This window comes from Rothia mucilaginosa ATCC 25296 (assembly GCF_000175615.1).
Classification (GTDB): Bacteria; Actinomycetota; Actinomycetes; order Actinomycetales; family Micrococcaceae; genus Rothia; species Rothia mucilaginosa.
Window position 1 is genome coordinate 57,719 of the sequence record NZ_ACVO01000003.1, and the last position, 23,494, is coordinate 81,212.

Annotated in this window: 18 protein-coding genes and 1 tRNA gene; 15 read left to right on the forward strand and 4 right to left on the reverse strand. The window is 56.2% G+C overall.

Going from position 1 to position 23,494, the window contains the following annotated elements; all coding sequences use genetic code 11:
* Window positions 1-129: 129 nt before the first annotated feature.
* The 3 genes from ROTMU0001_RS00485 (at window position 130) to ROTMU0001_RS00495 (ending at window position 5,513) form a co-directional block, all read left to right on the forward strand.
* On the forward strand, window positions 130-1,698 hold the full coding sequence (locus ROTMU0001_RS00485; protein ID WP_005507512.1) for an S-layer homology domain-containing protein: 1,569 nt from the start codon (window positions 130-132) through the stop codon (window positions 1,696-1,698).
* Window positions 1,699-1,973: 275 nt separating this feature from the next.
* Complete coding sequence (locus tag ROTMU0001_RS00490) at window positions 1,974-3,545, forward strand: hypothetical protein (RefSeq protein WP_005507513.1); 1,572 nt, start codon at window positions 1,974-1,976, stop codon at window positions 3,543-3,545.
* Window positions 3,546-3,884: 339 nt separating this feature from the next.
* A complete protein-coding gene (locus tag ROTMU0001_RS00495; RefSeq protein WP_005507516.1) occupies window positions 3,885-5,513 on the forward strand; it encodes an S-layer homology domain-containing protein in 1,629 nt (542 codons plus the stop codon).
* Between the two features lie 120 nt (window positions 5,514-5,633).
* Here the strand turns inward: ROTMU0001_RS00495 and ROTMU0001_RS00500 are convergent, their stop codons facing one another.
* Window positions 5,634-6,566, reverse strand: coding sequence for a Nif3-like dinuclear metal center hexameric protein (locus ROTMU0001_RS00500; protein WP_005507517.1), 933 nt, complete (start codon window positions 6,564-6,566; stop codon window positions 5,634-5,636).
* A 129-nt stretch (window positions 6,567-6,695) separates the two neighbouring features.
* Here ROTMU0001_RS00500 and msrA point away from each other — a divergent pair, with 129 nt between their 5' ends.
* The 12 genes from msrA (at window position 6,696) to ROTMU0001_RS00555 (ending at window position 16,742) form a co-directional block, all read left to right on the forward strand.
* Complete coding sequence (gene msrA / locus ROTMU0001_RS00505) at window positions 6,696-7,217, forward strand: peptide-methionine (S)-S-oxide reductase MsrA (protein WP_005507518.1); 522 nt, start codon at window positions 6,696-6,698, stop codon at window positions 7,215-7,217.
* A 202-nt stretch (window positions 7,218-7,419) separates the two neighbouring features.
* Window positions 7,420-8,184 carry a DUF6318 family protein gene (locus tag ROTMU0001_RS00510; protein ID WP_044141713.1) on the forward strand — a complete coding sequence of 255 codons (765 nt, stop codon included), beginning with the start codon at window positions 7,420-7,422 and terminating at the stop codon, window positions 8,182-8,184.
* Between the two features lie 141 nt (window positions 8,185-8,325).
* Window positions 8,326-9,126: a DUF6318 family protein gene (locus ROTMU0001_RS00515; protein ID WP_005507520.1), complete on the forward strand. Its 801-nt coding sequence runs from the start codon at window positions 8,326-8,328 to the stop codon at window positions 9,124-9,126.
* Between the two features lie 279 nt (window positions 9,127-9,405).
* Window positions 9,406-10,056, forward strand: a complete 651-nt coding sequence (locus tag ROTMU0001_RS00520) for a DUF6318 family protein (protein WP_005507522.1) — start codon at window positions 9,406-9,408, stop codon at window positions 10,054-10,056.
* Window positions 10,028-10,189 carry a hypothetical protein gene (locus ROTMU0001_RS09170; protein WP_245534264.1) on the forward strand — a complete coding sequence of 54 codons (162 nt, stop codon included), beginning with the start codon at window positions 10,028-10,030 and terminating at the stop codon, window positions 10,187-10,189. Before ROTMU0001_RS00520 ends, ROTMU0001_RS09170 begins: the two co-directional genes overlap by 29 nt.
* Before the next feature lie 306 nt (window positions 10,190-10,495).
* The gene (locus ROTMU0001_RS00525) at window positions 10,496-11,248 is read left to right on the forward strand and encodes a DUF6318 family protein (RefSeq protein WP_005507524.1); all 753 of its coding nucleotides are present in this window, start codon (window positions 10,496-10,498) and stop codon (window positions 11,246-11,248) included.
* Between the two features lie 250 nt (window positions 11,249-11,498).
* Complete coding sequence (locus ROTMU0001_RS00530; protein WP_005507526.1) at window positions 11,499-12,227, forward strand: DUF6318 family protein; 729 nt, start codon at window positions 11,499-11,501, stop codon at window positions 12,225-12,227.
* Window positions 12,228-12,266: 39 nt separating this feature from the next.
* A complete protein-coding gene (locus ROTMU0001_RS00535; RefSeq protein ID WP_005507527.1) occupies window positions 12,267-13,067 on the forward strand; it encodes a DUF6318 family protein in 801 nt (266 codons plus the stop codon).
* Between the two features lie 106 nt (window positions 13,068-13,173).
* On the forward strand, window positions 13,174-13,941 hold the full coding sequence (locus ROTMU0001_RS00540) for a DUF6318 family protein (RefSeq protein ID WP_005507528.1): 768 nt from the start codon (window positions 13,174-13,176) through the stop codon (window positions 13,939-13,941).
* A 192-nt stretch (window positions 13,942-14,133) separates the two neighbouring features.
* A complete protein-coding gene (locus ROTMU0001_RS00545) occupies window positions 14,134-14,844 on the forward strand; it encodes a DUF6318 family protein (RefSeq protein WP_005507529.1) in 711 nt (236 codons plus the stop codon).
* Window positions 14,845-15,018: 174 nt separating this feature from the next.
* Complete coding sequence (locus ROTMU0001_RS00550; protein ID WP_005507530.1) at window positions 15,019-15,723, forward strand: DUF6318 family protein; 705 nt, start codon at window positions 15,019-15,021, stop codon at window positions 15,721-15,723.
* 173 nt (window positions 15,724-15,896) lie between these two features.
* Window positions 15,897-16,742: a DUF6318 family protein gene (locus ROTMU0001_RS00555; protein ID WP_005507531.1), complete on the forward strand. Its 846-nt coding sequence runs from the start codon at window positions 15,897-15,899 to the stop codon at window positions 16,740-16,742.
* A gap of 166 nt (window positions 16,743-16,908) precedes the next feature.
* On the opposite strand, the gene ROTMU0001_RS00560 is transcribed toward ROTMU0001_RS00555, so the two are convergent.
* The 3 genes from ROTMU0001_RS00560 to ROTMU0001_RS00570 form a co-directional block, all read right to left on the reverse strand.
* Window positions 16,909-16,981, reverse strand: a tRNA-Glu gene (locus ROTMU0001_RS00560).
* 313 nt (window positions 16,982-17,294) lie between these two features.
* Window positions 17,295-19,487, reverse strand: a complete 2,193-nt coding sequence (locus tag ROTMU0001_RS00565; RefSeq protein ID WP_005507532.1) for an LPXTG cell wall anchor domain-containing protein — start codon at window positions 19,485-19,487, stop codon at window positions 17,295-17,297.
* A 578-nt stretch (window positions 19,488-20,065) separates the two neighbouring features.
* Window positions 20,066-23,143, reverse strand: a complete 3,078-nt coding sequence (locus ROTMU0001_RS00570) for a DUF5074 domain-containing protein (protein ID WP_005507533.1) — start codon at window positions 23,141-23,143, stop codon at window positions 20,066-20,068.
* Window positions 23,144-23,494: the final 351 nt, after the last annotated feature.

Below are 23,494 nucleotides of genomic sequence, written 5' to 3' on the forward strand. Positions count from 1 at the left end.
CCCCAAAACCGACGGGGATAATCAACGACTTTCTTATTGGGTCAGCGCAACTTCGACGGTGAAGAATCGGCCGGAAATCATCCTGCAGGAATTGCAAACATCCAATGGGACGTACCCTAAGGATGCTTTATGTCCTCACTTCCGAGTTCTAAGTCTTCATTCCGCCGTGCAACGCAGGGTTGTTGCGCGCTCATGTTGGCTGGCGCGATGGTTCTGCCGATGACTCCGGCGCTGGCTCAGGATACAGTACCGGTCACTAACAATTCTGTCGCTAACGCGCCGGTTGCCAATACCGCTTCCCCGGTTTCTCAGGACGTCACGGATGGCCCGTCTTTCACCATTGATTATGGGGAGGGTGCGGCTTTGTACACCGATAAGTACAACGAAATTACGGTGAGGGGCACCGGCCTCACCAAGGAATGGCGTGAGCAGCACGGCAAGGCAGTCCTTTACATTGCCGCCACAAAAGATCGTCCCGGCAACACTGAGCCTTCAACGTCGGTGCTTTTCTTTAAAGAAGGTTGGCGTTTCCCTATTGCCGATGACGGCACTTTTGAGGCCACCCTGACTATCAAATATGGCGACTTGGCTACTTTCTACGACCCCATCCGTTATGATGCCCCGAATTTCCGCTGGGAAGAGGTGCGTTATGAGATTGGCATCCTTACCGTGGGCGAGGATCAGCCGTGGCCGACCATTGAGGATATTTGGGCTCGTAAGAATGTAGCTATCCACCAGCCGATATATGCCCGTCGCCATCCTAAAATTATCGGGACCCATTGGAGGTACGATGCCCTGAAGGACACCGCGAAAGATCAGGAGGTGATGATTGAGGGTGAGGGTTTCAGCGCGAATGAACTCCCCGGCCGTGAGGGTGTCATGTACACGATTCGAGAGAAGGGCACCGGCACCCCCGTCCTGCTCATGAGCGAGATGGAGCGCTACTACGATCGTGGCAATGGCACACTTCAGCTGTGGGGAAATGCTGTTTACAAAACCATCAAAATTCCCGCGAACACTCTGGATCCGTCTAAGCAGTACGTCCTTGAAGCATGGAGCGACTATGGCTATGTCAGCCAGACGGATAAGACTCTGATTACACCGCTGGTGGGTTTGGCGCCGGAGCACCGCGGTGTCCTTATGGGCCGTCAGGACCTGAAGTTTGAAGGTCTTAAGGAATTCACGAATGTATCTTTACCCAAGCCCAAGTATAAGCACCTCTTCTCAAAGCTTAGCGATGAGGAACAGCAGCAGCGCGCTACTCGCGGTGAGCTAGCTGCGGCACTGTACCTTCAAGCTGGCGCCCCCAAGGTGAACCTCCCTGCAGTCTCCCCGTGGCCGGATGTAAAGACAGACGACCCGAACTACGCTGCGTACATTTGGGTTCGTGAGAAGGGCATCAGCTTCGGCTGGTCTGATGGTAAGTTCCATGCGGATGCAGGTATTTCACGCGCTACTGTTGCGGCGTTCACCTACCGTGCAGCAGGTTCCCCAGCTGTTTCCGGTGTTTCTTCGTTTACGGATGTGAATCCGAGTTCCGCCTTCTACCGTGAGATTTTGTGGTCTGCTCAGCATGGTGTCATTAACCCGCAGAGGGGTATTTTTGAGGCGACCACGATGGTAAATCGTGGTGAGCTGGAGCAGATGATGTTCATTTTTCAGAACCGCACTGACTATGGTGGGCTGGTTCTAGTCTGAGTCATAACCCCGTGCATCCTGAGAGTCTTCTTCTCACCGGGTGCACGGGGTTCAGCTTTTACCGGCTGATTAACCTGTGAAACGCCTCAAAACTTTCAAGCTTCCCTTGAGTGTTCTCTGACATCTACCTGAGGGTTTGATAGGGTGAAAATGTCCCCGCAACCGACGGGGCTTTCAACCACTTTTCTCATAGGGTGTGTGCAGATTCAACGGCGAATTCCCTACCCGCCGTTGAGCCCGCAGAGCCCTGCGAGAAACAACTTTAAGGATGTCTTATGTCCTCGCTTCCGAATTCTAAATATTCTTTCCTCCGCGCCGCTCAGGGTTGCAGCGCGCTGGCGTTGGCTGGTGCTATGGTTCTGCCGTTGGCCCCGGCACTGGCTCAGAATGCAGCTCCTGCCGCTGATGCCGCTGTTGCTGCCGCTACCCCGCAGGTAGCCGACCAGGACGCTGCGGCTACCCCGACCCTTGAGGTTTCCATCCCTGACGGTTACAAGTACGACGGCGTGAACCCCTCCCTCGTCACGACTGAGGGCGGTACCATCCATGTGAAGGGTGCGGGTTACACCAAGGAGTGGCATGCTCAGCACGGTACCGTGGCGCTGTACATTGCCCCCGCGAACTACGCGCCCTCCGGCTACGAGATTCCGACTTCGAAGATGCTGCGCTTCGTGGAGGGTCAGGACTTCACCATTACCGATGACGGCACTTTTGAGGCTGATCTGAAGGTTGAGGCGTACAAGCTTGCTGCCTACTACTTCATCGATGATGACAACTTCCACGACCCGACCGGCGGCACCAAGTACGATGTCCTCTACGAAATTCGCGTGGTTGCTGAACAGAAGGATCAGAAGCCGCTGACCGCTCAGGAGCTGTGGACCAGCAAGAACGTGGTGAGCACCCAGGTGCTGAATACTATGGGCGAGAAGCCGGCGCCGTTCGCACCGCGCCTGGGTTACAACGCTGTGACTGACCCCGCAAAATCACAGGATCTGAACGTTGGTGGCCAGGGGTTTAACGGCGATATTCACTCCGTTAGGGGCGTTCAGCTCGTGGTTCGTGAGAAGGGCTCGAACACCCCGGTTCTGGCAACCAGCGACATTATCGAGTTTGACCACCCCACCCAGTCTTCGGCGTACCGTGATGGCAACCTGAACGGTACCGTGAATCTTCCGGCAAACACTCTGAATGCTTCGAAGAAGTACGTGATTGAGGTCTGGGCTAACGACGGTTACGGCAATAACGGTAAGCTGATCGCTCCGGTCGTGGGCAGGTCCACCAAGGGCCGCGGTACCCTACTCGCATGGCAGGACCTGGACCTGAACGGCACGAACGGTTATAGGGATGCTAACCTGCCCAACGCTCAGGACCCCAATGAGAACGATAACCAGAGCCCTGATCCTTCCGACGAGAAGCTGGAGACCCTCGCTACCCGCGGTGAGCTCGCAGCTGCCCTGTACGTTCAGGCGGGCACCCCCGAGGTGAAGCTGCCTGAGACTTCTCCCTGGCCGGATGTGAAGACCACCGACCCGAACTTCCCCGCGTACGTGTGGGCTCGTCAGAAGGGTATTACCTTCGGCTGGTCGGACGGCAAGTTCCATGCTGATGCAGGCATTTCGAACGCTACCGTTGCGGCGTTCACCTACCGTGCGGCTGGTTCGCCCGCGGTTAAGGGCGACTCCCCGTACAGTGATGTGGCTCCCGGTTCGGCGTTCTACCGTGAGATTCTGTGGGCTCAGCAGAACAAGGTGGTGCTGAACGCTAACGGCGCTTTCGATGCTCAGTACATGGTGACTCATGGTGAGTTGGAGACTCTGATTGAGGCGTTCCAGGCTCGCGCTAAGTAAGGTCGTTTAGACCGCCCGCATCCCCTCGGGTTTTACCTTGAGGGCGCGTGCGGCGCGTCGGATAACTCTCTGGTTCCCCGTGCTCCCGAATGGTTTTCTGTTCGGGAGCACGGGGTTCAGCTTTTAACAGCTACCGCTGTGTGAGATTTCTCGAAACCTTAAAGTACTCCTTGAGTGTTTCCTGACAATCGTTCAACGCTTTGATAGGGTGAGAATATCCCCGAAACCGACGGGGCTTTCAACCACTTTTCTCATAGGGTGTGTGCGGATTCAACGGTGAGCTCCCTACCCACTGCTGAGCCCGCAGAGCCCTGCGAGAAACAACTTTAAGGATGTCTTATGTCCTCACTTCCGAACTCTAAGTCTTCATTCCTCCGCGCGGCTCGGAATTATAGCGCGCTCGCACTGGCGGGCGTGATGATCCTGCCGCTGACCCCGACGTTAGCCCGGGACGCAGCGCCCACCGCAAACGCGCCCGTTGCTAACGCACCGACTGCCAATACCCCCGCCCCTGCAACTCAGGATGTCGCGGATGAGCCGTCTTTCACCGTTGTCTATGAGGATTACTACTACCAGGACGGCCGTGACGTCTTCAAGCAAGAGGGCGACGGCCTGTACACCGGTGAGGACAGTAAAATTACGGTTCTGGGCACCGGCTTCACCAAGGAGTGGCGCAAGCAGCACGGCAAGGTAGTCATCTACATCGCGCCCGAGGAGAACGTCCCCTACAACGCCCATCAGGTGACCGATACCCTCTTGCGGTTTGAAGAGGGCAAGGACTTCACCATTGACGATGATGGCACCTTTGTCGCCCCTCTGAATGTTGAGGCTAATACTTTGCCGAGTTACTACACCCTCACGGAGTATTTCCCGGATATGACTCTGGACAAGGTGCGTTACGAGGTTGGCATCCTCGCCGAGCCCGAGGGCCAGCCGCAGTCAACCGTTCAGGATATCTGGGCTCGCAAGAACGTTGTGACGCATCACGGTCTGAGCACCAATGATTATCACTTCGATACCTTCGCACCTAAGTTGAAATACGACGCTTTGAAGGACCCCACGAAGGATCAGGAGCTGCTGATTCAGGGTCAGGGCTTCGTAGGGAATGACATTCCCGGCGCTGAGGGCATGATGTACGTCATTCGTGAGAAGGGCACGGGTTCCCCCGTCCTGGTTATGAGCGAGATGAAGCATTATGTCCACGGTGATGATGAATACGAGACGGGCCTGGAGGGAGGCTTCGCTTTCGTCAATCTCAAGATTCCCGCGAACACGCTGGATCCGTCCAAGCAGTACGTCATTGAGGCGTGGAGCGACTACGGTTACCCCAGCAAGACGGATAAGACTCTCATCACCCCGATGGTGGGTTTTGCCCCGGAGCACCGCGGCGTTCTTTTGGCGCACCAGGATTTGAAGTTTGAGGGTGTCCAGCGGTTCACGAATGCTTACGTACCCGTAGAGGAACGTATGTACTTTTCGACATCGCTGAACGACGAGGAACAGAAGCAGCCTGCCACCCGCGGTGAGCTGGCTTCCGCCCTTTATGAGATGAAGGGCAGCCCCAAGGTGGACCTTCCTGAAGTCTCTCCGTGGCCGGATGTGAAGACGGACAATCCGAACTACGCCGCCTACATTTGGGCTCGTGAAAAGGGCGTTACTTTCGGCGGACCTGACGGAAAGTTCCACGCGGAGGACGGTCTCACGAATGCAACCGTTGCCGCAATGATTTACCGTGCGTCTGGTTCACCGGAAGTATCAGGTGTTTCGTCATTCCCGGATGTTACGCCGGATTCCGCATTCTATCGTGAGATTCTGTGGGCTACCCAGCAGAATGTTATTACTCCCGAGACCGGCATGTTTGAACCGAATCATGCTGTGACCCGCATTGAGTTGGAGTGGATGTTGTTTTATTACCGGCATCGTGTGATGAACCCTATCACTACCGGTCTATATCGCATTGCTAACTAAGTAGGCCAGGTAACTAAGTAGGCCGGCCGGTTCTAGCCCGGGCACCTCGTCACAACGGACGGGGTGCCCGGGCTCTTACGCGCTGAGGGAATCCGCGCGGATTCTTCTAGAATTCTCGCCCTAGAGTTCCCACGCGGGGGCTGCGGCGGTGCTTGCCGAGTGCGCGTCCTGACCGGTTGCCATGCCGGTGGAGACGGTGAAGTCCCACGGGTCACTGTTGAGTGCAGACAGCTTCGTTTCGATGGTGAAACCGCGCTCAGCGAGCAGGGCGCGCAGGCGGTTTGCCGCCGAACGCAACCACAGCGATTCGCTGGCGGCGTGGGAGCAGTCAATCAGGGCGATGTTGCTGCCGTCAACTCGTGCGGTTTCGCGGAATTCGCTGGCGGGGTGGTGGCGCAGGTCGGCGGTAATGTACACCTGCGCGTCGGTGGCGCGCACAGCGTCAAAGAGGGAGTCACCGGCACCACCGCAGAGGGCGACGCGGCGGATCGGCTGGTCGGCGCGTCCGGCGATGCGCAGGCCACCGGCGGTTGCGGGCAGTGCCGTAGCGAGGCGTTCTGCAAGCTCCTTGAGGGTGATTTCTTCGGGCAGGGTGCCGAGGCGGCCGGTGCCTACTGCGTGTTCCTGTTCGTCGAGTACCTGGGTTTGCGCTTCGGTGAGCGGTTCGCGGTCAATCAGACCGATAGCGTCACAGAGTGCTTCGTTCACGCCTTCAACGGCGGCATCTGCGTTGGTGTGCGCGCCGAGCAGGCCACATCCGCCTTCGATAAGGGTGTGCAGCACATTGCCCTTGTAGTCGCTGTCGGGGATGAACTTTGCGCCGCGTAGCAGTAGCGGGTGGTGGGTGATGAGTAGCTGCGCGCCTTCGGCTACGGCTTCTTCGGCGGTGGCGGTGAGGGCGTCTACTGCGAAGAGGACGGTGCTCACTTTGGCGGCGCCACGTCCGGCGACGAGGCCGGAGGCGTCCCATCCGGCGGCGAGCTGCGGCGGGAAGAGTGTGTGGAAGGCGTCGACGACTTCTGCGAGGGTGGGGGTTTCTAGTTTTTCAGTCATATCTCTATTGTGGCAGGTGGCGCGGCGGGGCAGGTGGCGGTTTACGCCAAAGCCTGCAGTAGCGCAGGAATATTATGCGGTCCTACGGTGTTCTTTAGGTAGTGTGGTTTTATAGTTCAAGGAGGAATCATGACTGATGTTGTTCTTGCCGGCGGCTGTTTCTGGTGCCTGGATGCGGTGTACCGCCAGTTCCGCGGGGTTGAGGCGAGCGTCTGCGGCTACACGGGCGGCGAGACTCCCGACCCTGATTATCGTTCGGTGTGTTCGGGTGCGACCGGTCACCAGGAGGCGCTGAAGCTCAGCTTCGACCCGCAGGTCATCGATTTGGATACGGTGTTGGATATTTTCTTCACGAGCCACGACCCGACCAGCTGGGATCGTCAGGGCGCGGATACCGGTTCGCAGTACCGTTCGGTGCTTTTCTACGCGGATGAGCAGCAGCGTGAGGCGTTTGAGCGTGCGGTGGCGCGTGCTCAGCAGCTGTACTCCTCCCCCATTGTTACGGAGATTAAGCCGCTGGGCGTGTTCTATGAGGCTGAGGAGTATCACCAGAACTATTACGCGTTGAATCCGGCGCAGGGTTATTGTGCGTTTGTGGTGAGCCCGAAGGTGGCTCATGCGCGCCGTAATTTTGCGCATCTGCTCCGTTAGTCGGTGCGTCCGGTTCAGTCGAGGCGTATTACGTTGTTCACCCCGTAGCTGTCTTTTGTTGTGTGGCAGCTACGGGGTGTCTTCGTATGCGCCCGGCTATTTGTTGTTCTCCTGTGCTTTACGGTTGCTATAAGGTGCGCCCGGTATGATGGGGGTGTCGACTCACTCCCCCTTGTCCGTTGACCTCACCGAAAGACTGCTGATGACTAGATCTTCTTCTAAGCCCGTCGCCTTGAGCCGCCGCGCCGTGTTGGGTGCGGGCGGTGTTGGTCTTGCCGCTGTGTTGTCTGCGTGTGCGCGTACGGTGCATCCGCCGGTTGATACTGCCGCCTCTGAGTCAGCGAGCGCGAGCGCCTCTGCTTCGCCGACGTTGCCGTCTGCGAATAAGTCGTATAAGGGTAAGGTCACGTTCGATAACTTTGAGAAGAACGGCGAGTACGTTCCTGCCACGGCTGAGAAGAAGGCGCAGAACGTGCCCAAACCGATCATGCCGGAGAAGGTGCAGGAGCTGAGTATTGACGGTATCTATGCGCTGATTGGCTATTGGATTTCTAGCTTTAATTATTTGGCGTTGACGGGTGATATTGAGCCGATGAAGAAGACGGATCTTAGCACTGACTACACCAAGGAGCTTGAGCCGATGATTAAGCTCTATGAGACGGGGCGCGGCTGGATTTATGACACGAGTGAGCCGATGTCTGTGTACCTGCTGACGGATACCCCCACGCAGATTGAGGGTGACCGTATTCTTTATTTCTGGCGTGCTCGTTCTCTGGTTGATCAGAATGCGAAGAGGCATCTGACGGAGGGCGATAACCGCGATAAGGCCCTTACGGGGGCTGAAGATTCTCAGGGTCAGGCGATGAGGATTGTTGTGGAGTATAAGGAGGGTGCTTGGTTTATGAGCACTCAGAAAGATAAGGATGGTGATAAGAGCACGGAATCTGCGAGCCCCTCGGCATCCTAGTCCACTAATTGCAGCTTTTTAGACCTTTCTTCACAAAAGGATGCAAGTGGAAACGTTTGATATCTATTTGCATACTTTAGGGTATGATGGGGTTGTCAACTCACTCTATTTCCTTTGTTGACTTCCTTTGAAAGGCTGATTATGACGAGCCCTTCCCCCATATCTACCCGTGTGAACCGCCGCGTGGCGCTGGGTGCGACCGCCGCTGGTGCACTTGCCGCGTTGACCGCTTGTGCCAGCGATATTCGTCCACTGGCTGATGGCTCGGCGTCTAACTCTACTTCCGGTTCTGCTAGTGCATCCGCGAGCGCTTCAGCTAGTGCCTCACCCAGTGCCTCGGCTAGCGCTTCGCCTTCTGCTTCTTCCGGCAAGCATTATAAGGGCCTCGTGAAGTTCGATAACTTCGAGAAGAACGGCGAGTACGTTCCGGCGACCGCCACTCATAAGGCGCAGAATGTGCCGAAGCCTCTCGTTCCGGCGAACATGAACGAGCAGAACGTTGACGGTATTTACGCGTTCGTTAGTTATTGGTTGGCGAGTTCCAACTATCTGCTAATGACCGGCGATACTGAGCCGCTGCAGAAGATTGAATCTGCGGATGCGCTGGAGAATTACCGGAATTTGACGGTTGCCTATGAAAATAATGCGGGCTGGCTCTACGGTGCGGATACTCCTATTATTCTTGAGTTGCTTTCTGATTCACCGCAGAAAATTTCCGGTAGCCGAATTCGCTATGACTGGTTGGGATACATGAGTTACAGCGCGGACATGAAGATTCACGCTGAAGGTCAGGGCCCTGATGAACCCTTTATGGAGGATAGCTCGCGGGAACTGACGAAGGTTGGTGTGGAGTACAAGGACGGTAAGTGGATTATGCTCACCGGCGATGAGAGCTCTTCTTCGGCGGCTTCCGATTCTTCTTCGAGTTCTTCTTCTGTCTAAGCACCTATCCTATGGGTAAGGTCTAACGGCTTAAGATAGGCTTCTCTCTCTCTCTCTCTCCCCTCCCCCCCCCGCGGTAATGCACCGTGGGCGGGGGTTTCTTTATGCCGGAACTCGGTGATGCTTTGCTGCGGCATTTAGATTGCTTTGCAGCGGTATTAGGTTGCTTTGTCATCGGCACTCGATGACGGCTACTGCCGGGTATCTGCGTGTTTGCCGGTATGATGGAGGTGTCAATTCACTCAATTTCCTTTGCTGACTTCTTTTGAAAGGCTGATAATGATGAGCCCTTCCCCCGTCTCTGCTGGTGTGAGCCGTCGCGTGGCGTTGGGTGCTACCAGTGCCAGCGTGCTGGCGGCATTGACTGCGTGCGCTAGCGATATCCGTCCGCTTGCTGATAGTTCCCCCTCCGGTGAGGCTTCGGCGAGTGCGTCCGAAAGCGCATCCGCGAGCGCTTCGGCATCGGCTTCGTCTTCCTCTTCTGACAAGTCCTATAAGGGCCTTGTGAAGTTCGATAACTTCGAGAAGAAGGGTGAGTACGTTCCTGCCACGGCTGAGAAGAAGGCACAGAACGTGCCCAAACCTCTCGTTCCGGCGAACATGAACGAACAGAGTGTTGATGGCATGTATGCGTTCATTGGCTACTGGCTGGCGAGCTTCAACTATGTGCTGATGACCGGTGATGCTGAGCCGATGAAGAAGGCTGACCCTGCAGATGTGTATGCGAAGAGCCTGCAGGAATTTACGTTGATGTACGAGAGTGATCTGGGCTGGATGTACGGTGCGGATACCCCGGTTACTATGGAGTTGATTAGTAGTGCACCGCAGAAGCCTTCCGGTAGCGGCACCCGTTACTACTGGCCGGGCTACATGAACTACAGCGCAGATGCGAAGATTCATCGTGAGGGTAAGTCTGACCTACCCTTTTAAGACGGCTTCTAGCCCGAACGGCAAGCTGATGAAGGCTGCTGTGGAGTATAAGGACGGTAAGTGGTTTATGCTTACCGGTAATGAGGGCTCTTCTTCGTCGGCTTCCGCTTCTTCTAGCTCTTCTGCTGCCTAGGTCTTCTGTCTAGACCCCACCATAACGGTTCAGGCATAACAGCTTGAGGTAGGCTTCTCCCCCGCCTGCGGTAATGCACCGTGGGCGGGGGCTTCTTTATGTCGAGACTTTGCCGAAACTCTGCCGGAACTCTGTGGAAATACAGGGAATACTCAGGCGAAAACCCCGCGGATGGCCGGGGTCGGCTGAGAGTGCCTCGGGTACGCTTAACGTATATACATTGACGTACTACATATGGTCTTTACCTGCAGGTTTGAGCCTCGTGCTGACGGCTTTGTGGGTGAAGGATCCGACGAAGGACTTCCGATGACTACTTTCTTCACTCGACGTACCGCTCTGGGTGTTGCTGTTGCGGGTGCACTTTCTGCGTTGACGGCGTGCGCTAGCGATATTCGCCCACTGGCTGGCAGTACCGGCTCGGCTTCTCCGTCGGAGGCGGCGACCACCTCCGAATCTGCGTCTGCATCGGCGTCTCCTTCTGCTTCGGCGCCTGCGAGTGCTTCTGTAGCCTCGGGTCTTCCGTCTTCGGGTAAGTCCTATAAGGGTCCAATGAAGTTTGATAGCTATGAGAAGACCGGTGAGTACGTTCCGGCGAGCGCTACGCAGATGGCTCAGAATATGCCGAAGCCTGTTCCTCCAGCGAATATGAAGGAGCACAGCGTTGATGGTGCGTATGCTTTCTTAAGTTTCTGGCTGGCGAGCTTGAATTACCTCATGATGACGGGTAACCCTGGTCCGATTGAGATCGTTTACCATGATGGTTACGGCTGGGAGAAGTATCCCAGCACGATTAAGCTGTATGCGTCGGGTTTGGGTTGGGTGTACGGTACGGAAACTCCGTATATTGTTGAGCTGCTGACGGATGCGCCTCGTGAGGTGCCGGGTAGCAATAATACTCGCTTTATTTGGGAGGGCTATTCCTACATGGATCCCAAGATGATACGGCATTACAATGGTCAGCCGGAGAAGGCGACGAGTGCTGATGAATCGAAGAAGAAGGTGGCGAGGTTCCGACTGGATTACAAGGACGGCAAGTGGGAGTTGTCTAGCGCCGCATAGTTGCCGTATTGCTGAAGGTTCCCTCGCATGCTGACTTCTCATGATGGAAGACCCCACACCTGGTAAAACGCTGGGTGTGGGGTCTTAATTTTCTGAACATTCGAAGTGGTCTCGGGGCTATGTGGCGGCTCTCGGGTAACCTTAAAGGTGTATACATTGACGTACTGATAGGTCTTTACAGGGCGTCTACGCCTGCTCTGGCGCACGGTGTTTTTATCTGTTCTGTATAGGTTCCAACGAAGGGCTTCCGATGACTACCTTCTTCACTCGACGTACTCTCCTGGGCGTGGGTGCGACCGGTATTCTTGCGGCGCTGACTGCGTGCGCTACTGATATTCGTCCGCTGTCGCAGGGCTCGGGTGGTTCCTCTGGTTCAGCTTCTGGTGCGGCTTCCTCTTCTGCGAGCGCCTCTGCGTCGCCTTCTCCTACCGATGATCACACGCCCGGCTCATACGTGGGCCCGATTAAGTTCAATAACTACGAGCGGAGCGGCACCTACATTCCGGCGAGTGCGGAGGCGCCGGCGCAGAACGTGCCGAAGCCTCTTATCCCGGAGAAGATGAAGGAGAACAGCCCCGAGGGTGCTTACGCTCTGATGGGTTATTGGCTTGCTTCCCAGAATTATCTGATTCTGACCGGCGATGTTGAGCCGCTGATGAAGGCGGATCCTGCGAAGGCTTTTTTGAGGAACTCTAGGACCATGATTAAGCTCTACGAGTCGGGTCTGGGTTGGATTTACGGTTCGGATCAGCCGTACAAGATTGAGATTGCGGAGAATGAGCTTCAGCCGGTTGCTAATAAGCAGGACCGTTATGAATGGCTTGTGACTGTTGCTTATGATCCTGCCGCTAAGTACCACATTGAGGGTGAGCCTGACGCGACTATCGTTGAGGAGGAAAAGACGATTCCTCGCACGACGAAGTTCATCATGGAGTACAAAGAGGGCATGTGGCGCATGCTCTTGGACAATAACAGTTAAATTCCGCTCCTTCTGATACTCACTACTTAAGGATTTCTGATGACGACTTTCCTTTCTCGGCGTGCAGCCCTACTAGCTGCCGGTGCGGGCGCTATTACGATGCTGAGTGCCTGCTCCAGCGATATTCGTCCGTTGGCTGATAGCTCCCCGTCTGCTTCTGGAGAGGCTTCCTCTTCAGCAAGTTCTAGCGCCTCTGCTAGCCCCTCCACTTCTGCTAGCTCATCCTCTGCGGATGGTTCTTCTGAGAAGTCTTATCTGGGGCCGGTAAAGTTCGATAACTATGAGAAGAAGGGTGAGTACGTCCCCGCGGATGAGACGCACAAGGCGCAGAATGTACCCAAGCCCCTCCCTCCGGCGAATATGCATGAGAAAACCATTGATGGCGCATACTCTGCCTTTAGTTTTTGGCTTGCCAGCGTCAACTATCTGGTGCTCACCGGTGACGATGAGCCGTTGAAGCAGGCTGACCCCTCCGGCAGGGATGTGAAGTCTTTCCATGATTACGTGACTTTTTATGAGTCCAATGAGGGGTGGTTTTACGGTTCGGAGCATGCGCTTCAGGCTGAGATGATGACCCCGCAACCTGAGAAGGTATCGGGTAGCGACTCCCTCTACTACTGGCGTATCACGCTGTCCAAGGACTCTAAGGCGATGATGCATGTTGAGGGTAAGGGAAACAGGCCTATGTACCAGAACACTTCCATGGAGCCTGAGCTTTCCGACCTGAAATTGTCGTATCAGGACGGCAAGTGGTTCACTTACCCCACCAAGGTACATGGACAAGGCTCTGCGAGCCCGAGCACCAAAGCATCCGATGAGGCTAACGCTAAGAATGCCTAGAGCATCTTTGCTGAGTCCGTCTTAGGGGCGGGGATTCACCTCGCTTACAGGCGCATAAGATTTATGGCTTAGGCCCATGACCCTACGCACTACTTAAGGATTTTTCATGGCAACTTTTCTTTCTCGACGTGCCGCACTAGCGGCTGCTACCGGTGCCGGTGCGGCTGTAGCGCTGACTGCCTGCGCTAGCGATATCCGCCCGCTGGCTGATAGCTCTTCTTCTCCTTCCGGTGAGGCTTCACCTTCGGCAAGTGCTTCTGAATCTGCGAGCGCATCCGCTTCAGCGTCTGCCGCTGATTCCGGCAAGAAGTCGTATAAGGGCACGGTGAAGCTCGACAAGTACGAGAAGAACGGCGAGTACGTTCCTGCCACGGCTGAAAAGAAGGCACAGAACGTGCCGAAGCCTGTTGTTCCGGAGAAGATGAACGAGGCAACCGTTGAAGGCATGTACCAGTTCCTCAGCTACTGGCTGGCGAGCTTTAATTACATGTTTATGACGGGCGATTACGAGCCGCTCAAGAAGGCTGACCCGTACTCCCACTATGCGAACGAGGGCAGCAATGCTGTTATCATCTACTCTTCCGGCAGGGGCTGGGTATACGACACGGATGCGCCGGTTACCGTTCAGCTTCTGACCGACGCCCCGAAGAAGGTCGCGGGCGGACCCAACCGCTACGATTGGCTCGGACGCATCATCTATGACCCCAACGCGAAGATCCACATTGAGGGTCAGGACCCCGCTCCCCTAGTCGATGGATCCACTAAGAGCGAGGCAACCAACTTCGCGGCGGACTACAAGGACGGCGCGTGGTACATGCTCAGTGATGAGGATGCTGATGCATCCTCTTCCGAGAAGAGCAGCGCTAGCGCCTAAAACCCGCCTCTAAGCGGCTGGTTCTAAAAGTGAGGGAAGCTCCCGTATGCAGTTGAGATTGCATGCGGGGGCTTCCTCTTTACCTACGTGCGGTGGCGATGTTCCCTTATGCGTTCATGAGCGGACTTTGAACATGCGTCAGTTCCTTCGGGTACGCTTAAAAGTACACTGACAAACCGTTTAGGGGTTCTCATGCCTACTTTCGTTACTCGCCGCACCGCCCTGGGCGTTGTTACCGCTGCCGCCCTCGCTTCCCTGACTGCCTGCGCAAATGATATTCGCCCGCTGGAGGACCCGAGCGTAGTTGACCCGATGCGCCCCTACAAGGGTGACTTGAAATTCAATAGCTACAAGTCCACCGGAACCTACCGCCCCGCAAGCACCACGAAGAAGGCGGAGAACCCGCCCATGCCCGTTCCTCCCGAGAACATAAAGTCGAAGACGATCTCGGGCATGTATGCGGCGCTGGGCTACTGGCTCGCAGCCCTGAACTATCTGACGGTTACCGGCGACGCTGCCCCGTTCAAGGACGTGGACCTAGACGGTATCTACGTACAGAAGATGAAGATATACGTAGACTTGTACGCGAAGGATGAGGGGTGGATGTACGGCACCGATACGCCGCTCTTGGCTGAACTGATCGAAGAGACTCCACAGAAGGTTGACGATGAGCAGTACCGTTGGAAGGGTATTGGCCGTAACCATAAGGCCGCCGTTCTCCATTACGTACCGGAGGACAGGGATATTCACATTGCAGATACGAGCGGCAGCTCTGCTAATGATGAGGTCACTTTTGTGTTGAATTATCGGAACAATACGTGGATGGTCACCATTGAGACGAAAAGCTCTTCGACAGCTGCCCCCGACTCCTCGGGCGGAAGCAATTCTGGCCTCAACGTTTAGGATGCAGTGGCATAGACACCGACACCACGTACGCCTAACAAACAGCACTTTTCGTTAGCTAACGCAGTTTTTGTAGTATTTTCCCAGGTTTGATACCCAAGAAATCATAAACATATCCAAATACACTAAGGTACCCTGAAATAGATACACCGATAATCTATTGAAGGGTACCTTATGTCCACCTTCGTGACCCGACGCGCCGCCCTTGGCATCGCCGCCACCGCCGCGCTCGCCTCCTTGACTGCCTGCGCCAGTGATATTCGCCCGCTCAGCGACCAGAGCACGCCCGATACACAGCGCTCCTACAAGGGCGAGCTGAAGTTCAACGGCTACGAATCACGCGGCACCTACATTCCCGCAACCAGCTCGAAAAAGGCGGAGAATCCGCCCAAGCCTGTCCCTCCTGCAGAGATGAAAGCCAAAACGACGGAGGGCATGTACGCCGCCATAAACTACTGGTTGGCTTCTTTCAATTACCTTATGATTACCGGCGACATTGAGCCCTTTAAGGCTGTGGATATAAACCGAAACGATATCTACAAGGCCGAACCTTTCGTCGAATTTTATGAGAAGAACACTGGCTGGGTGTACGGTACTGATGCGCCGTTCTCAGCAGAACTGACCGAGGACGCTCCGCAGAGGGTTGACGAACAGCAGTACCGCTGGCTGGGTGTTGGCCGATATAACAAGGAAGCAAAGATTCACTACACAGATGGCAGGGAACTCACCATGGCCTCATTGAGCAGCGGCCCCGGTGATTATGAGTTCTTCTTTATCTTGGAGTATCAGGATGGCGCCTGGACGGTTCGGAATGAACCAGCCAAACTTACAACAAGCTCACCCAACTCAAGCGCGAGCAGCTCCGGCGCCCCCGTCTAGAACCCCGGCCATATCGTAGTCGTGCGAGAATCTCTGGGTCCCGTGTTTTTCGTCATCTACCGCCGCTTTTACGGCGTTGGAGGCGCACACAACATTGGGCTGGCCGCTCCCCTGCGATATTCTGGAATTAGTTCAATACCGGCACATACGTTATTCACCTCAGAAAGAGCCCCATGTCTACCATGTACACCCGCCGCACCGCCCTGACCGCACTGGGTCTGGGCACCGCCGCGCTTCTTGCCGCATGTTCCTCAAAGTCCTCCGAATCTTCAGCAACCGCGAGCGCATCCGCACCCGAACCTTCGGCATCCGCGAGCGCTACCGCATCCGTCTCCCCCACCGCGGAGGCAACCACCACCATTGAACCCGGCCCCAGCATGAAGGGTGAGGTCGTTCTTGCCGACTACTCCTCCACCGGCACTTTTGAGCCCGGCACCAAGGAGCACAAGGCAGTGAACGTCGCGATTCCCGTGGAGCCGGCGAAGCTGCGTGAGAACAGTGTTGAGGGTCTGCACGCGTTCATTGCGTACTGGCAGGCTACTCTGAACTACCTGCTGCTGACCGGTGACGGTGCACGCTTCACGAACATTGACCACACCGGCGATTACTCGACTGTGGCTGAGTTCTTCCAGAGCATGTACGCTTCGGAGACCGGCTGGGTGATTGGTTCGGAGCGTCCGATGGTTCTGTCGTTGACTGCTGACCGCCCGACTAAGGATACCCGCACCGGCTACTACACTTGGGCAACCGAGATGGTGATTGATGGTGCTGAGGGTGCTGGCGTGTACAGCAAGACCAATGATCGTGTGCAGCCGCTGACTGAGGTGTTCAAGTACCCGGGTAAGCCGGTGGCTGGTCAGATTGTGGCGCATTACCAGGACGGCACTTGGCGTATGGTGCGTCGCGCTCCGGGTACTGCTTCTGCTTCGCCGGTTCCGTCGCTGAGCCCGAGCGCTTCGGCTGAGGGTTCTGCGTCTGCGGAGGCTACCACTGCTTCTGCTGAGGCATCGGCACAGTAGATTCAGATCCCCTTTATACCACTGAGAAGCCACATATGTTTCGAGAAGCCACCATTATGGTTGCTTTTCGAAACACATGTGGCTTTTCGCTTTTATTCTTTCTTGAATAAAGACAGATATAAACAAAAAAGCCTTGATCCCGAAGAATCAAGGCTTTTTCCTAGTGTGACCCCAACCGGATTTGAACCGGTGTTGCCGCCGTGAGAGGGCGGAGTACTAGGCCGCTATACGATGGGGCCGTGAGATTTACATCTCTTTTACCAGGTCTCCCTGGCAACATATATAACTATACAGAGGTTCCCAGAAACAACCAAATCGAAAAGCGGTGAAATGAGTCACATATTTTACACTGAGTGCAAGGCCTAAAAACAGACTCCTCCCCAGCGGTGTAGGCACTCCCCCGACAGCCATCCGGCACCTCCGCAGCGCCCGCCTCCACACCTGCGCCTACCCCGTTCAGGCACCACGGCATCACGGCGTCACAGCATCAAGGGCACAAAAATGCGCCCCGCACAGTGTACGGGGCGCATCCGCTCAAACTAGAGCGAGAAACTATGCCTTACGGCGACGAAGCACCATCACAGCAGCACCAGCAATCAGCGCGAACGCACCGACAGCAGCCAGGCTCAGAACGTTCTGAGCACCAGTCTTAGCCAGCGAGCCCTTGCTCTGAGGCGCAGACTTGGTAGCCGAAGCGCTCACCTGAGCATCGGAGTTAGAGCTCTTAGGCTGAGACTCAGACTTCGCCGAAGAAGAGTTCTTCAGCGGCGCGGTCTTCGCGGTGGTGCCCAGCTGGTCGTTAGCCTCCTCAGCCTTCGACTGTTCACCCTTGGGCTGCTCAGCCGCCGGCTTCTCCGCTACTGCAGCAGACGCGGAAGGCGATGCCGAGGCGTTGGTCGGGAATGCCGGCTCGTCAGCCTCATCGCGGTTATCTGCATTGCCGGCATCCTTCGCATCGTTAACAATCAGCGAAACAGCCGAATCGTAATTGCGGTTGGTAGCCACATCAGAACCAGCGGTGACGGTACCGAGCATGTAGCCCTGGCTGTACTGCATGGTGTTTGCCGGAACACGCAGAGTTGCCTCGAAGGAGTACTTGCCGGTGCGTGCGTTGTAGACAAACGCGCTCGCAGGAACGACAGTGGAGACCTTCTGAATGTTTGCCAGTTCGCTATCGGTCAGTTTGTCGTAACCCATCGACCATTCACCCTCCTTGACGAGGAACAGGCGAATACCTTCTGCCGGGGGCTTCTCAAAGTCATAGCCGGAGACGTGGAAGGTGTAGGGGCGGGTAATGTCGACGGTGCCCTCAGCGAAGTTCAGGGTGGGGTCAATCAGCACTGCGGTAGCCTGCTTCGGGTAGCCCTGGAAGGGAACCTTAGCGGGATTAATAGTCGCGGTGGAGGTGAACTCACCCTCGGAAACCTCGGCGTAGAACTTCACGATGGAGTTCGGAACCAGCTTCTGCTGCGAGGAAGGAACAGTCTTACCGTTACGATCCACGGTCGCCTTGGAGGTGTAGGTGTCGGTCATGGAGCCTTCACCGGTCTTCGAGTTCAGCACGTAGGGCACAGCCGCGGTGGTGTTCGCGATATCCTGCTTGTCCACTGCGATGACGGAGCCGTCCTCGGTGACGGTCAGGTCGTTAGCCTTACCGCCGTTCATCTCAACCTCACCGATTACGCGGTCGGTCTTAGCGTCAAAGATAGCGATCTTGCCGGTACCGAAATCGGTCACGTACACCAGGTCGCGGTCCTCGTCGTTCTCCATGGACAGTGCCTGGGTGCCGAACTTAACGAACTTCTTGAACGCACCGGTGGTCAGATCGTAGACGGAGATACCGGAGTTCACGCCATCCACACCCTGCGAGGAGACGTAAATTTCGTTCTCGGAGTGGTCAATAGTGACGTCAGAGGGGCGAACCTCAACGGAGGAGTTCTCGCCGCGGGTCTGAATAACCTGCTCAGTCTTGAACGTATGGGTGTTGATTACGAAGACCTTGCCGCCGGTGCGCTCGGGCACGTACAGCTTGTCACCGTCAACAGTCATGTTCATGCCAATGTAGCGGGTACCACCGTTGGGGGCGCCTTCCAGCTGCAGCTTGGTGACCTCGAAGGTCTTCATGTCAATTGCGGACACATAGTAGCGGCCGGTCACGAACACCTTACCGGAGTTGTGATCCACCAGCACGGAGCGGGGGTGCTCAATCCAGTTCGGGTCGCTCTCAGGGATACCGTGGTTAGTCCAAATCTGCTCCATGGTGCTCTGGTCGAACACAGACAGGGAGTTGTCGGTGGTGTTAGTAACCCACACGGTACCGGACACGTCATCAACAGTGATGCCATACGCGGAAATGTAGCCAAATTCGCCGTTCTTATCCAGCTCGAAGGGAAGCGCTGCCACTTCTTCAATCTGAAGAGTGTCTGCGTTGACACGAGCAATGGTGGAGGCGAGGTCGCCGCGGGCACCCACGCCGACCATCCAAATCTTGTTGGTCGCCTTAGAGTATGCAACCTGGTACTGGCCGGGCAGACCCTGGGTAATCTGCGCAACGGATGCGGAGGTGTCAACAACGCGGCTCAGCGATGCGGTGGAAGGAACCGAGGCGCTGGAGGAAGCGGTCTGATGTGCGGTATTCGGTGCTGCGAAGGAGGCAGGGATCATGGCTGCGCCGGAGATTGCGAGCGCCAGGGAGCCAACAGCGAGCCCCTTCAGTGCTTTACCCGAGGAGGGAGTGAGGTTCAATGTGTGTCCTTCAAATGTGTAACGGAAGTGCTCACATGCCGCATGCGAATGCTAACGAGACACCCGTGAATATGCGGTGACATATTCGACGGCACGAAAAGCAGAAATGCAGGTAACGCATAAATTTACCTACCTTCTAATCCTCAGTGTTTTCCCAGGAAAATACAAGCAGCGACGTGGGTGTGTTTTGTGTTTTTATGAGTGACCCCCAAATTCGCCTTCAGTATCACGTGAAGGTTGAGGCGATTTCAGGGTTTTTCCTTGCTCTTGCGGGCAAAAACCCTGGTTGCCAGGGGGTATTGCGATGCTTTTATATTTACACATTAATGTAAAAGTTTAGGTGAGGTGCATCTGCGATATTCACCACGGGTTACACATTTTCTCGACATTCAAAACCTATATTTTTACAAGCGCGTGCACATATATAAATATTTACTGTATAAGTTACCCAGAATAACCCCAAGCGGGCACACAAAAGGCGGGTACCCCTCCCCCAGATTCGAAGAATCCGAAAGAGAAAATACCCGCCTTCTCACGCGTTACATCGAGCATTTACGCCCGAAAACTAAACGCTACGCTTATGCCTTGCGGCGGCGCATCACCAGAGCAGCACCCGCAATCAGAGCCACAGAAGCGAAAGCAACCAGCGGCATCACAGCATTAGCACCGGTGTTCGCCAAAGCGCCACGCGAAGAACCAGCATCGCTCTTAGCTACCGAGGAGCCACCGCCCAAATTATCGGAGCCACCTGCAGAGGAGCCACCGTTCTTCACAGCCGAACCGGACTTATCAGCCTTCACAGCATCCGGAGCGGGCTTGGAGTCCTGTACACCGGTCTTAGCGTCAGACTTCGAATCAGACTGAGATGCCTGGTCCTTGGAGGTCTGATCCTTAGCCTCTGCGGTGTTCTCAGACTTAGCGTCAGACTTCTTATCCTCAGGCTTCGGGTCTGCAGGCTTCGGATCTGCAGGCTTCGGATCTGCAGGCTTCGGGTCAGCCGGCTTCGACTCCTCAGCCTTCACACCGGTCACCGTCGGGTAACCCGCAAACTGAAGCGAAGTCGGGGTGATACCCACCGGAGCTGCGCTCGCGTCGGTGTCCTTCACGCCAACCTTGAACTTCAGAATCGAGTTAGCCTTCAGCTGCTGAACCGATGCGGGAACGTCGTTACCCTGGCGATCCTTGGTGGGCAGGGTGGTGTACTCGCTGGCGGTGGTGATTTCGCCGGTGGTGCCGTTGAGCACGTAGGGCAGGGTCACCTTCTCGTCGCGGTCCTTCTTGTCAACAACCAGTACGGAGCCGTCCTTGAGCAGGGTCACGTCGTTCGCGGCTGCGCCGTTCATCTCAACCTCGCCGATGACCTCGTCAGCACGGCCGTCGAAGACAGCCACCTTGCCGGTACCGAAGTCGGTTACGTACACCAGGTCGCGGTCCTCATCGTGCTCCAGAGCGAGCGCCTGGGTGCCGAACTTGACGAACTTCTTGAACTCGCCGGTGGTCAGGTCGTACACGGAAATACCGGAGTTGACGCCCTTCACGCCCTGAGAAGAAACGTAAATCTCATTCAGCGAGTGGTCCACAGCAACGTCGGAGGGGCGAACCTCAACGGTGGAATCCTCACCCTGAGTCTGGATGGTCTTCTCAACCTTGAAGGTCTTGGTGTCCACGACGAAGAGCTTGCCGCCGGTGCGCTCGGGCACGTACAGCTTGCCGCCATCGAGGAACAGGTTCATGCTGATGTAGCGGGTGCCGCCGTCGGGTGCGCCTTCGAGCTGAATCTTCTCAACCTGCTTGGTCTTCAGGTCAATCGCGGAGACGAAGAAGCGGCCGGTCACGAACGCCTTACCGGACTCGTGGTCAACCAAAACGGAGCGGGGGTGCTCAATCCAGTTCGGGTCGTCTTTCTTCACGCCCTCGTTGCTCCAGATGAGCTTGAGGGTCTGCTGGTCGTACACTGCCACGGAGTTGTCGGTGGTGTTGGTAACCCAGACGGTGCCGTCCACGTCATCAACGGTCACGCCGTACGCGGAGGTGTAACCGTACTGGCCCTTGTCGTTCTTCTTCACGGGCAGCTCGGCAAATGCCTCGGTCTTGAGGGTGTCTGCGTCCACGCGTGCCAGGGAGGAAGCGAGGCCGCCGCGTGCACCCACGGTGGGCACGAACAGCTTGTGGTTCTTCTTGGAGTAGCCAACTTGGAACTGGCCGGGCAGACCCTGAATGATGTTCGCAACGCTACCGTTTGCATCCACGGTGCGGTGTGCCTCGGTGGAGGGGGTGGTAGAGTCGGTTGCCTTGGTCTTGGTGGCGGTTGCCGGGTAGCCCTGGAACTCGCGGGTTTCGGGGGTGACCTGCTTGACCTCGGAGTTGTCGCCTGCGGTTGCGGTGACCTTGAACTTCAGGATGGAGTTCGCCTGAATCTCGGAGGTCTTGGCGGGAACTTCGTTGCCCTGCTTGTCCTTAGAAGGCTTGCTGGTGACCTTATCTGAGGTGCTGACGGTGCCGGTGGTGCCGTCGAGGACGTAGGGCACGGTTGCGGTTGCGCCAGCCTGCTTGTCCACAGCGATAACGGAGCCGTTGGGCAGTACGACCAGGTCGTTTGCCTTGCCGCCGTTCATGGCGACCTCGGCAATCAGCTTGTCCGCTGCGCCGCCGTCAATCACGCCGACCTTGCCGGAACCGAAGTCGGTCACGTACACCAGGTCGTTGGCCTCATCGTTATCGAGCGAGAGCGCCTGGGTTCCGAAGGGGATGAACTTCTTGAACTCGTAGGTGGTCGCGTCGTACACGGATACACCGGAGTTCTCGCCCTTCACGCCTTGCGAAGAGACGTAAATTTCGTTCTGCGAGTGGTCAATAGCCACGTCGGAGGGGCGAACATCGCCGTCCTTATCGCCCTTCACAGAGATGGTCTTCTCGACCTTGAAGGTCTTGGTATCGATCACGAAGAGTTTGCCGCCGGTACGTTCGGGCACGTACAGCTTGCCGCCGTCCACCAGAATGTTCATGCTGATGTAGCGGGTACCGCCATCGGGTGCGCCCTCAAGCTGAATCTTCTCAACCTGCTTGGTCTTCAGATCGATAGCCGAGACAAAGAAGCGACCGGTCACGAAAGCCTTACCCGACTCGTGATCGACACGCACCTCGCGGGGGTGCTCAATCCAGTTCGGGTCGTCCTTGCTCAGACCCGCATTGGTCCACAGCTGCTTCATGGTCGCCTGATCGTACACGGCAACGGAGTTATCGCGGGTGCTGGTCACCCACACGGTACCTTCCTCGTCATCGACGGTGATACCGTACGCACCCTCGTAGGAGTAGCCCTTGTCGTTCTTGACGATGGGCAGCTCGGCAACTGCCTCAATCTTCAGGGAGTTTGCGTCAATACGAGCAATCGTAGAAACGTGCTCGTCGCGGTCAGCGGTGCCCGCAACCCAAATCTTGTTGGTCTTCTTGGAGTATGCGACCTGGAACTGGCCGGGCAGGCCCTGGGTGATCTTTGCCATCGCCTTATCGGTGATGGTGCGAGCGTCAGTGCTCTGGCTTGCCGCCGGGGTGGATTCTGCCGCGAACGATGCGGGGATGGTGGCAACGCCGGAAATTGCCAGTGCCAGCGATCCAACGGCGAGGCCCTTGAATGCCTTGCTTGAAGCGAGGTTCATATGTATGTCCTTTTTCGTGGGTGGCGCGTGAAGGTGCGTCTCTCCCCCACCGATGGGTGGTGAGGCGCCGCGTTTTTCCTGCTCTTTGGTATGGGTTTCGTGGGCCCATGAGGAAGGAAACTAGTCTTCACACAGTATTAAGTAAGGCAACCTTTAACTTACCTTCTAGGTAATACTTACTTAGCGCACAGGATTTTGCAAGATTTTAGGCATATATAACGCAAAATTTCATATGCCAGGCACAGCCTGTCACTAAAACTCCCCGAGAAGCGGCAATACGGAGCATGGCAAAACCCCCGCCTCCAGCAAAAGCCAGAAGACGGGGGTTCCACACACCCCAACACACGGTGC